General features: G+C 68.7%; 14 protein-coding genes. 3 read left to right on the top strand and 11 right to left on the bottom strand.

Features of this window, described 5'->3' with window-relative positions; all coding sequences use genetic code 11:
- From QZV94_RS16320 to QZV94_RS16310, 3 genes are all read right to left on the bottom strand, one after another.
- Positions 1–252, bottom strand: a 252-nt coding sequence (locus QZV94_RS16320) for a DUF4112 domain-containing protein (RefSeq protein ID WP_293679049.1), incomplete at its 3' end; no start/stop codon positions are given.
- A gap of 45 nt (positions 253–297) precedes the next feature.
- Positions 298–942, bottom strand: coding sequence for a glutathione S-transferase family protein (locus tag QZV94_RS16315; RefSeq protein WP_293679047.1), 645 nt, complete (start codon positions 940–942; stop codon positions 298–300).
- Between the two features lie 76 nt (positions 943–1,018).
- Positions 1,019–1,648 carry a DUF2306 domain-containing protein gene (locus QZV94_RS16310; protein WP_293679045.1) on the bottom strand — a complete coding sequence of 210 codons (630 nt, stop codon included), beginning with the start codon at positions 1,646–1,648 and terminating at the stop codon, positions 1,019–1,021.
- Between the two features lie 157 nt (positions 1,649–1,805).
- On the opposite strand from QZV94_RS16310, the gene QZV94_RS16305 reads away from it, so the two are divergent.
- The gene (locus tag QZV94_RS16305; RefSeq protein ID WP_293679043.1) at positions 1,806–2,561 is read left to right on the top strand and encodes a LytTR family DNA-binding domain-containing protein; all 756 of its coding nucleotides are present in this window, start codon (positions 1,806–1,808) and stop codon (positions 2,559–2,561) included.
- Between the two features lie 34 nt (positions 2,562–2,595).
- Here the strand turns inward: QZV94_RS16305 and QZV94_RS16300 are convergent, their stop codons facing one another.
- Positions 2,596–3,192: a hypothetical protein gene (locus QZV94_RS16300; RefSeq protein ID WP_293679041.1), complete on the bottom strand. Its 597-nt coding sequence runs from the start codon at positions 3,190–3,192 to the stop codon at positions 2,596–2,598.
- Between the two features lie 350 nt (positions 3,193–3,542).
- On the opposite strand from QZV94_RS16300, the gene QZV94_RS16295 reads away from it, so the two are divergent.
- Positions 3,543–5,549 (top strand): toll/interleukin-1 receptor domain-containing protein, encoded by a 2,007-nt coding sequence (locus tag QZV94_RS16295; protein ID WP_293679039.1) that lies wholly within the window; start codon positions 3,543–3,545, stop codon positions 5,547–5,549.
- Positions 5,550–5,564: 15 nt separating this feature from the next.
- On the opposite strand, the gene QZV94_RS16290 is transcribed toward QZV94_RS16295, so the two are convergent.
- Positions 5,565–6,302, bottom strand: coding sequence for a PEPxxWA-CTERM sorting domain-containing protein (locus tag QZV94_RS16290; protein WP_293679037.1), 738 nt, complete (start codon positions 6,300–6,302; stop codon positions 5,565–5,567).
- 432 nt (positions 6,303–6,734) lie between these two features.
- On the opposite strand from QZV94_RS16290, the gene QZV94_RS16285 reads away from it, so the two are divergent.
- Positions 6,735–6,974 carry an alkylphosphonate utilization protein gene (locus QZV94_RS16285; RefSeq protein WP_293679051.1) on the top strand — a complete coding sequence of 80 codons (240 nt, stop codon included), beginning with the start codon at positions 6,735–6,737 and terminating at the stop codon, positions 6,972–6,974.
- 77 nt (positions 6,975–7,051) lie between these two features.
- Here the strand turns inward: QZV94_RS16285 and QZV94_RS16280 are convergent, their stop codons facing one another.
- The 6 genes from QZV94_RS16280 to QZV94_RS16255 all read right to left on the bottom strand — a co-directional run.
- Positions 7,052–8,743, bottom strand: coding sequence for a hypothetical protein (locus QZV94_RS16280; RefSeq protein WP_293679035.1), 1,692 nt, complete (start codon positions 8,741–8,743; stop codon positions 7,052–7,054).
- 60 nt (positions 8,744–8,803) lie between these two features.
- Positions 8,804–9,109: a hypothetical protein gene (locus QZV94_RS16275; RefSeq protein ID WP_293679033.1), complete on the bottom strand. Its 306-nt coding sequence runs from the start codon at positions 9,107–9,109 to the stop codon at positions 8,804–8,806.
- Between the two features lie 23 nt (positions 9,110–9,132).
- The gene (locus QZV94_RS16270) at positions 9,133–9,903 is read right to left on the bottom strand and encodes an alpha/beta fold hydrolase (protein ID WP_293679031.1); all 771 of its coding nucleotides are present in this window, start codon (positions 9,901–9,903) and stop codon (positions 9,133–9,135) included.
- The gene (locus tag QZV94_RS16265; RefSeq protein WP_293679029.1) at positions 9,903–10,808 is read right to left on the bottom strand and encodes an alpha/beta hydrolase; all 906 of its coding nucleotides are present in this window, start codon (positions 10,806–10,808) and stop codon (positions 9,903–9,905) included. The genes QZV94_RS16270 and QZV94_RS16265 overlap by 1 nt, the downstream gene beginning before the upstream one ends.
- Before the next feature lie 74 nt (positions 10,809–10,882).
- Positions 10,883–12,712 carry a DUF885 family protein gene (locus tag QZV94_RS16260; RefSeq protein WP_293679027.1) on the bottom strand — a complete coding sequence of 610 codons (1,830 nt, stop codon included), beginning with the start codon at positions 12,710–12,712 and terminating at the stop codon, positions 10,883–10,885.
- A gap of 124 nt (positions 12,713–12,836) precedes the next feature.
- A partial coding sequence (locus tag QZV94_RS16255; RefSeq protein WP_293679025.1) for a DUF885 family protein occupies positions 12,837–13,920 on the bottom strand: 1,084 nt, incomplete at its 5' end.

Here is a 13,920-nt window from a genome sequence, read left to right as displayed (position 1 = left end):
GCTGAGGCTGTCGATCCCCAGGTACGCGGCCATCCGGGCAAGGGTCGGCTTGGACGCGCCGGCCTTTACCGCCTCGTAGAGCAGGAGCCCGCCGCCGCCCAGGGAGTAGGCCGTGCCGGCCACCGGGACCCAGGCCAGCACGCCGTCGAGGCCGATGCCCCAGGGCCCGACGCCGACGACGCGGTCGGAGAGCTTGCGGATGCGGTCGGCCCTGCGCCAGGCCAGATGAGCGCGCTCGCGATCAGGTTCCATGATCACCCAAAGCCGGAAAATGCGGCCAAGGTTCCAGGTGGGATCTCATTCAGCCGGCGCAGGCGCCTTCTGCTGGGCCGCGATCAGGTCGTCGTCGATCTGGTTGGCGCGGATGGCCGCCGGGCGGGCGTCCAGCCGAGCCACATAGGCTTCGAACACCGGCCGCTTCTCGATGGCGCCGAAGCCCATGCCCCAGCCGAGGTGGGAGCCGAGATAGAGGTCGGCGGCGGTGAACGCCTCGCCATCCAGGTACTCCCGGCCCTTCAACGCCCCTTCCATGGCGTCCATGACCGCCGCGGTGCTGCCGAAGCCGACCATAGCGCTCTGCTCGGGGGGAACGTCGACCTTGAGCGACTGCATGGTCGTGGACTGCTCCACCGGCCCGGCGCCGAAGAACAGCCAGCGATAGTACGGCCCGCGGCGCTTGCTGCCATGCGGCGGGGCGAGGCCGGCCTGCGGGAACACGTCGGCCAGGTAGGCGCAGATCGCCGCGCACTCCGTCACCACCGTGTCGCCATGCTTGATCGCCGGCACCTTGCCCATCGGATTGATCGCCAGGTATTCGGGCGACTTGCCGGTGGTGGCGAAGTCGATCAGCACGGTCTCGTAAGGCTGGCCCACCTCCTCCAGCATCCAGCGGACGATGCGGCCGCGCGACATCGGGTGAGTGTAGAAGGTCAGGTCGGACATGAGGGGCTCCTGGGCTGCTCGCGCCACTAAACGCCCGGCCTGCTGACAGGGCCATGTCAGCAGTGTTCCCGAGGATCTAGGCCATCTGGCGGCGGAGGAGGCCGTCGCGGCGCAAATAGAGCTCGGCGGCGACCAGGTTCGGGACCCAGCACAGCCAGGCGATGACCGGATAGGCCGCCTCGAAGGGGATATGGGAGACCTGGGCGATCGGCAGGTAGAGGCGCAGCGTCACCGCCGCGAAGGTCAGCGCAAAGGAGCGGAGCATCCATTCGCGGTGCAGGTCGAAGCGCCGGGCGCGGGCCGTGAGCCAGCCCTGGGAGGTCGTGTACAGCCAGGCCACCGCCAGCAGGCCGAAGCCCCAGGCGGCCACGGGACCCGCCGTCGTGCCCACTGCGACCACGAGGCCGGACGCCCCGCCGACGATGCAGGCGGCGGCATAGACGCGGCCCAGCCACCGGTGGAGCGCGCGGCGCCGCCGCAGCGCCGGCAGCAACTGGAAACCCACCACCAGCAGCGCCGTCGCCGCGCCGGCCACGTGGACGACCAGCCATGGCTTGGCGAACAGGTTGGCCAGCACCGCCGGCGCCATGCTGGCGTTGGGCGGGCCCAGCCAGCGATAGGAGAACAGCGCCACGCCGACGCAGAGGAAGGCGGTGACGCCCCACGCGATCCTGGTCCAGGGGACTTGGGGTAGCTTGGTGTCCATGCGCAAGCGGCTCCGGGGTTGGCAGCCCCAGGTGGCCGCGGTTGCGCCGGTTCGCCAAGGGGCCGAGACGCGAACGGCGCCGTTCCTGCGCGAACGGATGCGTCGATCTCGCCAGTCGTGGCAGACTTCGCGCGAACGAATCCGCCTGTGGAGCCCCATGCCGCGCGTCGAGGCCCCTGCCCCCTGGCTGCGCCGCGCCGCCGCCGACGTCGCCCTGTGGACGGCGATCGGGGTGGTGATGGCCCTGCTGGGCCCGTTCGGCACGTCGGAGCGCACGCTCGTCGAGCGGCTGACCTACTGGCTCATCTGCATGGTCGGCGGCGGGATGATCGGGATCGCCATCGACGCGCCCGTCCGCCGGGTGCTGCCGCACTTCTGGGCGCGGCTGGCGGCGGTCAGCGTGGCGATGACGCCGCCGGTGACCGTGCTGGTGGGCTTCGCCAATCACTGGGTGGTCGGGATGCGGCTCGGGTGGGGCAACCTGCTCCAGCCCTGGTTCCAGGTCTTCGTCGTCTGCGTCGTGGTCATGCTGTTCCGCCAGCTGGTCTGGTCGCGCGCGCCTGTGGTCGCGGCGCCGCCGGCCCCGGCGGGCGACCCGGCCGGGACCTTCCGCCAGCGGCTCTCGGCCAAGCGCCGCGCGGCGGGCCTCATCGCCGTGGAGGCCGAGGACCACTACCTGCGCGTCCACACCGACGCCGGCGAGGAGCTGATCACGGCCCGCTTCGGCGACGCGCTGGCCGAGCTGGCCGCCGCGCCCGGCTTCCGGACGCACCGGTCCTGGTGGGTCGCCGCCGACGCCATCGACGAGGTGCGCTGGCGGCGCGGCCGCGGCGAGGCGAAGCTGAAGTGCGGCCTCGTCGTGCCCATCAGCCGCAGCAACGCCGCGCCGCTGAAGGCGGCGGGGTGGTTCTGAGGTCTGCTTCCGCTCGCGATCGGGAGGGACTGGCTCACGCCGAGCTGCGCCAGTCCGGATCCTGCGGGTCGAAGTCGAGCGCCGCTTGCGGCGGATCGGGCAGGTCGCGCCAGCGGGCGATGGTCTCGGGCGGCAGGCCCAGGTCGAGGGCCAGGCGGGCCACGTGGTCGTCCAGCGGCGCGTCGCAGAAGTCGTCCTTCAGGCAGGCCTCGCTGACGATCCCCGCGACCTCCGCGCGCCACCAGCCGAAGGCCTGGGCGACGTCGGCGAAGTCGACCTCCTCGTCCTCGGTCTCGGGCCGCTCGGCCTCGCTCCAGACCAGGCGGGTGAGGGCCGTGCGCAGCTCGCCGATCCGCCGCGCGACCGCCGCGCCGCCGGGCTTGCGCCGTGGCGTGCTGGCCTGGACCTGGGCGGCGGCCGCCAGATCCCGCTTCAACCGCGCCTTCAGCGCCAGGGTCTGGCGGTACGACCGCGCCGCGCGCTGGTAGCTCCGCGCCAGCCGGCTGGCCTCCTCCCCATCCTCCGCCGCCTGCGCCCGGGCCGCAAAGCTCCGCGCCAGCGCGAGGTCATGCCGCGCCAGTTCGGCGAGGCCCTGGGCCTCCTCCTCGGTGATGTCGAGCGCGTCCAACATGGTCGGGCGGGACTATGGGACGGGGGTGCGTCAGATTCGGACGTGGGTGGTGCGCGAGGAGGACTGAGGCTGACTCAACTGCGACCTTGAGGAGGTCTGCTGTAGGGCAGCGAGTGTTATTCCCAAGAGGACTCGAGCCCCAGCGGCCTCTGTGACTCGTTGCTGCATTTCGGCGGGTCGGCTTTCGGGCGGGGCGCCCGACGTCTAGGCGCATTCACGGAGCGTCAGGCCGCGTCGATGGGGCGCTGTGCTTGGTTTCGGTCGCCCCAGTCGCCACGGCGCCTTGGCGCCGCGTCCCTAGACGTTACAGGCGCACGCGCCCAAGTTAGGGTGGGTTCTCGGGGGCGGGAATGAAGTACTCGGCATTCATCAGCTACAATCATCGCGACCGTAAGGTCGCCAGCTGGCTGCATAGCGCGCTTGAGACCTATCGAATTCCAAAGGCGCTTTGGGGTCGGGAAAGTCCGCTGGGTGTGCTGGGCAAGCGCATGCCGCCGGTCTTCCAGGATCGCGAGGAGCTGGCCGCGTCGACCGATCTGGCGGGGTCAGTGCTGGAGGCGCTCGAGCAGTCGGCGTCGCTGATCGTCATTTGCACGCCGAATGGGCGGCGTTCGCGCTGGGTGAACGAGGAGATCCGTACCTTCACCAAGATGGGGCGGCGTCACCGCATCCAATGTTTGATCGCCGGCGGGGAGCCCAACGCCTCCAACGTGGCTGGCATGGACCCGGAGCTGGAGGCCTTGCCGCCGGCGCTGTTCGAGAATGGCGAGACCGAGCCGCTGGGCGCTGACATCCGCGACGGCCAGGACGGCAAGCTGAACGGCAAGCTCAAGCTGCTCGCCGGCCTGCTGGATGTTCGCTACGATGAGCTGCGCCAGCGAGAGGCGATCCGCCGGCAGCGACAGCTGACGATGGTGGCCGCGGGATCGGCGGCCGGCTTCGTGGTGATGAGCGGACTGACGGCGGCAGCCCTGCTGCAGCGCGCCGAGGCGATCAAACAGCGGGACATCGCCCGGCAGAAGACCCTGACCGCCGAACGCACCGTGGAGTTCGTGAAATCGATATTCACTGTGTCGGACCCGTCAGAGGCGCGGGGGGCGAGCGTCACAGCGCGCGAGATCCTCGACCGCGGCGCCCGACAGATCGAGGGTGAACTCATGGACGAGCCGTCGGTGAAAACCGAGCTGAGCGTGACCCTCGGCGAGGTCTATATGGGTCTCGGCCTGTACCGCCAGGGCGAGGCTCTGGTGCGCAGCACGTTCAAGATCCCGGGGCGGGATCGCGACGCGGTGGTCCGCCAGCTGGCGGCGCTGGGGGACGCTCAATCAAAGCAAAGTGATTTCGCGGGGGCGGTGAAGTCCTATGGCGCAGCCTTGGCCGAAGCTCGGAAGCCGGACAACCGCCGCGAGGAGATGGTTCCGCGGGTGCTCGTCGGGCTGGCCGAGGCGCAAGCGTCCAATGACGACTTCACCGGCGCTGCTCGGTCGATCGAGGAGGCGCTGCGCCTGGATCTCGCCCGACTGGGGCCGGACCACCCTGATGTCGCGCGTGACCTTGAGACGCAGGGGCTGAGCGCTCTCTACTCCGGCGAACTGGAACGGTCCCAAGGGCTCTATCTGCGCGCCTTGCAGATCCGAGAGCGGAGGCAGGGCGAGCGTCATCCCAAGGTAGCCGAGGATCTGAACCAGCTGGGGTCGATCGCCTACCTTCGGCGGGATGGCGCGACAGCGGAAAAGTACTTCCGGCGGGTGATGGCGACCAATGAAGCTGTCCTGGGACCGATGCACCCGGACCTCGCGACCACTTTGAACAATGTCGGTCGCGTACTCCTGGAGCGCAGAGCTTTCTCGGAGGCGAACGCTATCTTCGAGCGGTCACTAGCCATCACCCTGCAGCAGCGGGGAGAAACCTTTGAGGACCTAGCCTTTACCTTTGCAAATCTTGGGCTGATCAAGCGCGCGATGGGTCAGTCGGCGGCGTCGGAGGCCTTGTTCCGCAAGGCGCTGAACGCAGCGCGCCTACATCAGCATCGCAATCTCGCGCCGGTGATGACGGACCTCGCGGACCTTCTCTGCCAAGGGGGTCGGCAGGCGGAGGCGGCGGCGCTGCTGCGTGAGGCGCGGCCAATCATGACGCGAACGTATCCCGGGGACGCATGGCGAGTGGCTTGGATCGACAACGTGCAGGGCGGCTGTCTGGTGCAGCAAGGCCGGCTTGGCGAGGCTCAGCGGCTCCTAGGCAAGAGCCAGCGGGTTCTGTCAGACCGCTGGCCGGTCGACAGTCTCTACGGCCACGCCGCGCGTGAGCGCATGCGGGATCTTGATGTCGCGCTGAGGAAGTCGGGCGCGATACTTTAGCGCGTCCGCGCAGGCTTAACGAGCCGGCGAGACACGCCGCGATCGCAGTGTAGCGCCAACACCGGTGAAGCCCAGGATCATCAGCGCCCAGACGCTTGGTTCGGGAACGCCCTGTGCCGGGTCGAACCTGGCCGCAAGGGTATAGCCGGCCTTGGAGTTGATCCCACCGAAGGCGACGTCGAAGCCAGCCGGTCCAGGGGTGAGGGTCAGTGTGTGAAGATTTCCGAAGCAAGTGTCGCCTGAACTCATGCAGGTGAACCAAGCGACGGAGACCACCGGGGTGGTGATCGTATAATTCACAATCGGATTGAGCGATGCTTGGTTGGGTGAAATTTCCTTATCCAGATAGTAGGGTGCTGGAAGGACGCTCGCTAACTGAGGATCGAATATTTCCCCGGCAATTTCTGTATTGACCTCAGCAAAGACATCAAACAGATTTATATCGTCGGGCGGCGAGGCGAGCAAATCTCCGACGAATTGGACTCTACCATCACTGCGAACCAAAAGCTGGTCTGTCTTCCTACCCGAGAAATCTACCATATACGGCAAGGTATAGGTCTTTCCACACTCATCACCGTTCGCGCCCGCAGTGGTATCGCAGTAACCACCAAAATAAAAGTACACGTTGTTGTCCGGGTCAGACATGTCGATGGCCGTGTACCGCGCCTGAGCGGCGGTCCCCAGCATCAACCCGCACGCCAGCATGACGCCCGCGAGCAGAGATTTGGTTGCCGAGATCGTGGTTGAAGTCATCTTCCGTGCCCCCTCGATACGCTGACATGGTGGGCACGCAGCGAACGACTCCCTACACCTGCTCGCACTTTCGTTCGAACATCAAGCATGGCGAACAATGTTCGCTTCGCAGGATTGAGCAGCTAGCGACCTCTGAAGGTCAGCTTTCAGCCCGGATGCCAGAGTCTGCAACTGGCGCAACTGAGACCAACGTTCGGGGGTCACCGCCCGAATTCCAGGACGGGATATCCAGTCCCCTGGACCGGCGTGCGGTTGGCTGGGTCCACCGCGTCACCCTCGTGCCTGGCTCAACCTTGGCGCCTCCCGGATGGGATCAGGTCGCGTCGCGCCGTGGTAGAGGTTGAGCTCCCAGTCCAGAGGCGCCCGATGACCAACAGCGAAGACGAGTTCCTCTTTGACGAGGTCACCGGCGAATGGGTGGCTGCCGCCGAGATGGCCGCCAGGTCCGGGCCCAAGGCGGTGGAGGTGCGAGACGCGGTGGGCAATCTGCTGGCGGACGGCGACAGTGTCAGCCTTATCAAGGACCTGAAGGTGAAGGGCGCCGGCCAGACACTCAAGCGTGGGACGGTGATCAGGTCGATCCGGCTGACCGGCGATGAGCAGGAGATTGACTGCCGCTATGACGGCATCAAGGGCTTGGTGCTGCGGGCCGAGTTCGTGAGGAAGCTCTAAGGCGTCAGCGCCGGCCAACTTGCGACCTAGGCGCCTCGCTCCACCTGGATCGCATCCAACGCCCCCCGCGGTCGGGACTACAGCCGCGAGGTGGCGATCTTGGTGTCGGCGCGGGTCCAGGCCTGGGCGGCTTCGGCGGCGACCTTGTCGGCCTCGGCGGTCTTGCCCTGGGCCTTCAGCGCCGCGGCCAAGCCCGCCAGCGCCCACCCGTCGCGGCGGTAGCCCTCGAGACTGTCGCGGTAGACGGTCTCGGCCTCGGCGGGCTTGCCCGCCTCCAGCAGGGCCGCGCCCAGCAGGTGGGTGACGGGGCGGTGCCAGTAGGCGGGCTCGGTGTAGGGGAGCTTCACCTCCAGCGCGTGGGCCTTGCGGAAGTGGGCGACGGCGCCGGGCAGGTCGCCCGACTTGCGCGCGATCTCGCCGTCCACGGAGGCCAGGGCCACGGCGATCATGCCGGCGGCGGGCACGTTGAAGGCGTCGTAGCGGTCGAACTTGGCCTTCTGCAGGGTCGCCAGCCGGGCGCGGTCGGCCCTGGCGGCGGGGAGTTGGCCCAGGTTGGCGTGGGCGAAGGCCCGGGCGTAGAGCCACATGGCCGTGTCCAGGGTCAGCATGGCCTCCGGCGCGGGCTCGGCCAGCACCTGGTCGTACTTGCCGAACCGCAGCAGCGTCATCACCGGGGTGAAGTTGTAGAGCTCGGCGATGGACATCTGGCGGGCCAGGTTGGGCGCGTCGACCGCCTTGACCAGCCGCCGCGCCGCGTCGATGGCGGCCTGGTAGCGGCCCTCCATCTCCGACGAGGTCCACAGGAAGTGGATGTTGTGGCCGTAGTAGCCGGCCGGATAGAAGCCCTGAGCCCGGCAGGCGGCGATGTACTGCTCGTCCACCAGGGCGGCCTTCTCGTTGGCCGCCGCCGAGTCGGCGTAGCGGCCGACGCGGTAGTAGATGTGGCTGGGCATGTGCACGACGTGGCCGGCGCCCGGCATCAGCTTCAGCAGCCGGTCGGCGGCCGCCTCGGCGCGCTCAGGGGTCGTCGAGGCCTCCACGGCGTGGATGTAGAGGTGCAGCGCGCCGGGGTGGTTGGGCGCCGCGGCGATCACCTTCTCCAGGGTGGCGATGATCTGCGCGCCATGGCCCTTCGGCGTGGCGGCGTCGGCCTGCCAGTAGTCCCACGGCTGGGTGTCCATCATGGCTTCGGCCCAGAAGGTCTGGGCGTCGAGGTCGTCCGGGTACTGCCGCACCAGCTCCGCCATGGCCTCGGCGAAGGTGGCGTTCAGCAGGGCGCGGTCGGCCGTCTTGTCCTCAGCGTACCGCTTGCCCAGGGCCGCGATCCAGGCCTGCTCGCGGGCCGTGGCCTTGGGGGCGAGGGCCTTCGCCTTCTGGAGCGCCGCCCATGCGGGGGCGATGGCGTCCTCCTGCATCGGCAGGTTGATGTTGGACCCCAGCGCGAAGGCCACGCCCCACCAGCACATGGCGCAGTTGGGATCCAGCCGCGCGGCCTCGCGGAACGAGCGGATCGCCTCAGCGTGGTTGAAGCCGAACACCAGGTTGATGCCCTGGTCGAAGAACGCCTGGGCCTCCGGGGTGGCGGTGACGGGCATCTTGTGGTCGCCCAGGCCCTTGAACACCGGCGCGCCCGGCTTGTCGGCCTGGCCGGCGTAGATGGCCGGCATTGGCGGCATGGCGCCCATGTTCATCTTGGACATGTCGTGCGGCTGGGCGCCGGCCGCGCCCGCCCACATCGCCGCGACCCACGCCGCCAGCACTATGCGCATGATCATCCTCCCGCCGAACCGAGGTACGGGAGATTGGCGCCGAACGGCCGCCGATTCCAGCTAGGCGGAGATGTTGAAGGTGGCGCCGGGCCTGTAGGGCTGGGACTTCTCGGTGTCCTGAGGGGGCGTGACGTTGGCCAGGGCGCCGCTGAAGGTCACCGCTGCGCCGCGTTGCGCCGGGCCGTCCGCGGCGCTGGCCGCATCGCGGGAGCGCTCGGTGTCCTGGGCGCGGTCGGCGGCATAGGCGCCGTTCGGCCCGTCCTTGGGCCTGGCGGGGTCTATGCCCTTCTTGGCGTATTCAACGTCCGTGCAATTCTTGCACGGGTAGCCGTTCACGACGTTCATGAGGCCAGGATACGCGGCCAAGGTTAAGCGAGCGTTCCTTGAACTCAGCTCGTCTTCAGGCCGCGCAGGAAGTTCAGGATCGCGTCGTTGAACTGCTCCGGCTGGTCGATGTTGGCGGCGTGGCCGGCGTTGTTGATCACCGCCTTGCGGCAGCCGGGAATCTTGGCGGCCATGTAGTCGCTGGCGGCCAGGAACGGCGTGTCGTCCGAGCCCACCACCACGATCGAGGGGGCCTTGATGTCCGGCAGCGAGGAGATCACCGCGGCGTCGCGCTGGGTGAGCATGCCGCGGGCGGCCAGCGCCAGGCCCTTGGCCGAGCGGTGGGTGGCCGTGCGCCGCTCGGCGCTACCGGCGCTGAGCACCGCCAGGCCCTCGGTCTCGTAGCGCTCGGCGGTCCTGAGCGAGGTCTTGTTCCAGCCCTCGCGGGCCTCGTCGTTCTTGTAGCCGGGGCCGGTGTCGATGATCAGCAGCGCCTCGACCCGCTCCGGGTGGACGCGGTTGAAAGCCAGCGACATGTAGCCGCCCAGCGACAGGCCGCCGACGATGGCGGTCCTGGCGCCCACCTTGTCGAGCAGCGCGGCCATGTCGGCCACGGTGGCGGGCTCGGAATAGAGGCTGGGCTCTTCCGGACTGTCCGACTGGCCGTGGCCGCGCATGTCCCAGATCACCAGGCGGTGGTCCTTGGTCAGCGGCTCCACCTGCCCGGCCCACATCTGCGAGGTCGCCGAATAGCCGTGGGTGAGCAGGATCACCGGGCCTTTGTCGCCGTGGACCTCGTAGTAGAGGTTCACCCCGTCGCGGTTGAGCATCGCCATCAGATCGCCGCCGCCTTGGCGCGCTGCACGGCGGCCAGGATGCCCTCGATCACGGTATCGTAGAGGGCCGGCGGGAAGTCGTGGCCCATGCCCTCGATCACCCGCAGCTCGGCGCCCGGGATGTTGTCGGCGGTGTCCTTGCCGCCGGCCAGCGGCACCAGCGGATCGACCGCCCCGTGGATCACCACCGTGGGCGCGGTGATGGTGGCCAGCTTCGGCCGCCGGTCGGGCGAGGACGCCGCGGCCGCGTACTGGCGCGTGAAGCCCTGCGGGCTGTAGCTGCGCTCGAAGTCGCTCCTGATGCGCTTACGGACCTCCTCCGGATCGGGCGGGAAGCCCGGGGAGCCGACCACGTAGGCGCCCTTCACCCCATGGTCGAGGTAGCCCTCGAAATCCTCGCTCGGGTCGGGGCCGCGGTTGTTGAGCACTCCGACGGCCTCCGGCGCGGCCGGCGGCAGTTCGCGGTTGCCGGTGCTCGACATGATCGAGGTGAGCGAGAGCGTGTGCTGCGGATAGTGCGCCGCCACCAACTGGGCGACCATCCCGCCCAGCGAGGCGCCGACGATGTGGGCGCGCGCGATCCCCAGGGCGTCCAACAGGCCCGCCGCGTCGGCGGCCATGTCGTCCAGCGAATAGGGCACGGCCGGCGGCCGGCCTTCGGACAGCGCCTTGAACATGGTCGGGAAGTCCGGGACGCCGGCGTGGTCGAACTTCTCGGAAAGCCCGACGTCTCGATTGTCGAAGCGGATGACCCGCAGGCCCTGGGCCGCCAGCTTGTCGAGGAACGGCTGCGGCCAGCGCGTCATCTGCGCGCCCAGCCCCATGATCAGCAGCAGCGGCTCGCCGTCGGCCGGGCCGGTGATGTCGTACTCGATGTCGATCCCGTGGGCCCTGACCTTCGGCATGGCGCGCTCCCTTGTCTTGTTGGGGGCCATCGAAGGCCGTTTAGGCCAGGTTGTCGAGCGCGACGCAGCGTCAGCTAGGCCCTCCGCTGGCGGGCGATCCAGCGGGTGACGCGGGCCTCCAGCACCGGTATCGGCTGCGAGCCGCCGCCCAGCACCACGTCGTGGAAACCTCGGTAGTCGAACTTGGGCCCGAGCGCGCTGCGGGCCTTGTCGCGCAGCTGCTGGATGCGGATCATGCCGATCTTGTAGCAGGTGGCCTGCCCCGGGTTCAGGAAGTACCGCTGGATCTCGGCGCGGACCGCGGCCTCCGGCTGGGCGGAGTTGGCCAGGAAGTAGGCGACCGCCTTTTCCTCGCTCCAGCCCTTGGCGTGGATGCCGGTATCGACCACGAGCCGGATGGCCCGCCAGATCTCGCCCGATAGACGGCCGAAGTCGTTGTAGGGGTCGGTGTAGAGGCCCATCTCCTTCGGCAGCGCCTCGGCGTAGAGGCCCCACCCTTCCGAGAACGCGGTGTAGCCGTACTGGGTGCGGAACCGGGGCACGCCCGTCAGCTCCTGGGCGATCGAGATCTGCATGTGATGGCCGGGCAGGCCCTCGTGGTAGGCGATGTTCTGCAGCTGGTAGGTCGGCATCGCCTTCATGTCGGAGAGGTGGGAGTAGTAGATCCCCGGCCGCGACCCGTCCGGCGTGCCCGCGAAGTAGTGCTGCGCCGCGCCCGGGATTTCGCGGAACGCCTCCACCCGCTTAACCACGAGGTCGGCCTTGGGCAGGATGCCGAAGTACCCGGGCATCTTGGCCTTCATCTCGGCAAGAAAGGCCTCGGCGCGCTGGAGATATTCGGTGCGACCCGCCTCCGTGTCGGGCAGGTAGAACCGCTGGTCGGTGCGCATGAAGACGAAGAACTCGGGCAGCGTGCCCTTGAAGCCGGTCTGCGCCTTGACCCCTTCCATCTCGGCGCGGATCCGGGCCACCTCGCTGAGGCCCAGGTCGTGGATCTGGGCGGCGGTCATGTCGGTGGTGGTCTGCAGGCGCAGTGCGTCGGCGTAGTAGCGCTGGCCGTTCGGCAGTGCGCCGGCGCCCCTGGCCTCGGCGCTGGCGTTGGCCATGTCCTCGGTGAGCCAGGCGACCACGCGGTCGTAGGCCGGCTTCATCCGGCCCGTCATGGCCGCAGCGGCGGACTTCACCAGGGTCTCAGCCTCGGCATCGGTCACCTTGCCGCCGGCCCGCAGCGCCTCGACCTTGCGCCTGATGTCGGCCAGCAGCGGGCAGTCCTCGCCGTCCGAGAACGGTGCGCCCTTGGTCACGCGGGCGATGTCGGCCAAGCCCTGCTTGTAGTCGAAACGCGGCATCCGCACGCCGTCGGCCGCGCCCGCCTTGGCGCGGACCAGCAGCTGGTCCAGGGCCGCGTCGATCTTGCCGATCCGGGCGACGTAGGCCTCGGCGTCGCGGCGATCGTCGACGCGGTGGAAGTTGATCAGGAAGTTCGGCAAGCCGGTGTGGGCGCCGCCGCGGGTGAAAATGTAGCGATGACGACGCCAGCGGCTGCTCAACTGCGACCGCTCCAGCTCGAGGGCCCACATGTCGTAGGAGGTCCGCGCGTCCTCCGACAGCTTCGCCGGGTCGAACCTGGCCTTCATGCGCGCGACGCTGTCGCGCCGCCAGGCCAGCACCTTGTCGGCCGCCGCCTCGCTGCGGTCGGTCAGTTCGTCGTAGCGGTCCTTGCGGCCCTGGGAGGTGAGCTCCTCCGGGTCCATCATGACTTCCTTCTCGTACTCGGCGTCGAGGAAGGCGGTCAGGGCCCGGCTCTGGTCGGCGTCGGCCTGCGCGAAGGCGGGCGCGGCGGCAACGACCGTGGCCGCCCCCGTCGTGGCCAGGAAGCTGCGGCGGTCGATGGGTTGGTTCACAGAACTACCTTTCAACAATGCTCGTCATCCCGGACGGCCGCAGGCCGATCCGGGACCCAGGGCGGTGCGCACGGCCCTGGGTCCCGGCTCTTCGCTTTGCTACGGCCGGGACGACACTTCAATTTCAAGCGCTGGTCCGCGCGATGTAGAGATCGACGACGTTCTCCAGCGCGGTCAGCGGCATGGAGCCGGAGAGCAGGACCGCGTCGTGGAACTTCCGCGGGTCGTACCTGGCGCCCAGCGCCTTCCTGGCCTTCTCCCGCAGGCGCAGGATGGTCACCTTGCCCACCATGTAGCTGCACGCCTGGCCGGGCCAGACCGAGTAACGCTCGATCTCCTGGGAGGCCAACGGCTCGGGGTCGCCCTCGATGGCGCGCATCTCGGCGATGGCCTTTTCCCGGGACCACCTCAGATGATGCAGGCCTGAATCGGTCACCAGCCGCGCCGAGCGCAGGAGGGCGTCGTGGATGTAGCCCAGCTCGTTCAGCGGCTCGCCCTTGTAGAGCCCCATCTCCTGCACGACCTGCTCGGCGTAGAGCGCCCAGCCCTCGGAGTAGGCGCCGAAGCCCATCGCTTTGCGGATCATCGGCAGGTCGGCCTCGCGCTGCATGGCGATCTGCATGTGATGCCCAGGAAGGCCCTCGTGGTAGGTCGTGGTGGGCAGGAACCAGTAGGGGCTTTCGGCGGTGTCGCGCAGGTTGAGCCAGTAGACGCCGGGCCGCGAGCCATCCAGGCTGGGCCCCTCGTAGTGGGTCGACGAGCCGCCCTCGGTGGCGGGTGGGATGCGGCGGATCTCCAGCCCGGCCTTGGGCAGGGTCCCGAACTGCTCGGGCAGCCGCTTCTGGATCGTCGCCACGACCTTGTTCAAGTCGGCGATGATCTGGTCCTTGCCGGCGTCGGTGTTGCGGTAGACGCCCTTCTTCGACGCGTAGAGGGCAATGTAGCGCTCGCCCACCGAGCCCTTGGTGAACCCCAGCTCGTTGAACAGCACGTCGGCGCGGGCCGAGAGTTCGGCGGTCACGTCACGGCCCAGCTGATGCACCTCGTCGGGGCTGATCTTCGTGGTCGTCTGGCTGGACAGCGCGGCAGCGTAGTAGGCCTCGCCGTCCGGCAGTTTCCAGACGCCCGCATCGTGGGTGGCCTTGGGCTTCAGGCTCTCGAGGAGCGCCATCTGCCGGTCCAGAGCCGGCACGACCTTGCCGACATAG

Origin of the sequence: uncultured Phenylobacterium sp. (assembly GCF_902826855.1) — a bacterium.
Taxonomy (GTDB): Bacteria; Pseudomonadota; Alphaproteobacteria; order Caulobacterales; family Caulobacteraceae; genus Phenylobacterium.
The sequence above is the reverse complement of the archived record's forward strand: the minus strand, read 5'-3'. Positions and strand labels throughout refer to the sequence as shown.

Bases quoted from the DNA above. Each gene is read 5' to 3' on its own strand.
- QZV94_RS16315 (WP_293679047.1), bottom strand. From the start codon at position 942: ATGTCCGACCTGACCTTCTACACTCACCCGATGTCGCGCGGCCGCATC.
- QZV94_RS16310 (WP_293679045.1), bottom strand. From the start codon at position 1,648: ATGGACACCAAGCTACCCCAAGTCCCCTGGACCAGGATCGCGTGGGGC.
- QZV94_RS16305 (WP_293679043.1), top strand. From the start codon at position 1,806: ATGCCGCGCGTCGAGGCCCCTGCCCCCTGGCTGCGCCGCGCCGCCGCC.
- QZV94_RS16300 (WP_293679041.1), bottom strand. From the start codon at position 3,192: ATGTTGGACGCGCTCGACATCACCGAGGAGGAGGCCCAGGGCCTCGCC.
- QZV94_RS16295 (WP_293679039.1), top strand. From the start codon at position 3,543: ATGAAGTACTCGGCATTCATCAGCTACAATCATCGCGACCGTAAGGTC.
- QZV94_RS16290 (WP_293679037.1), bottom strand. From the start codon at position 6,302: ATGACTTCAACCACGATCTCGGCAACCAAATCTCTGCTCGCGGGCGTC.
- QZV94_RS16285 (WP_293679051.1), top strand. From the start codon at position 6,735: ATGGCCGCCAGGTCCGGGCCCAAGGCGGTGGAGGTGCGAGACGCGGTG.
- QZV94_RS16280 (WP_293679035.1), bottom strand. From the start codon at position 8,743: ATGCGCATAGTGCTGGCGGCGTGGGTCGCGGCGATGTGGGCGGGCGCG.
- QZV94_RS16270 (WP_293679031.1), bottom strand. From the start codon at position 9,903: ATGGCGATGCTCAACCGCGACGGGGTGAACCTCTACTACGAGGTCCAC.
- QZV94_RS16265 (WP_293679029.1), bottom strand. From the start codon at position 10,808: ATGCCGAAGGTCAGGGCCCACGGGATCGACATCGAGTACGACATCACC.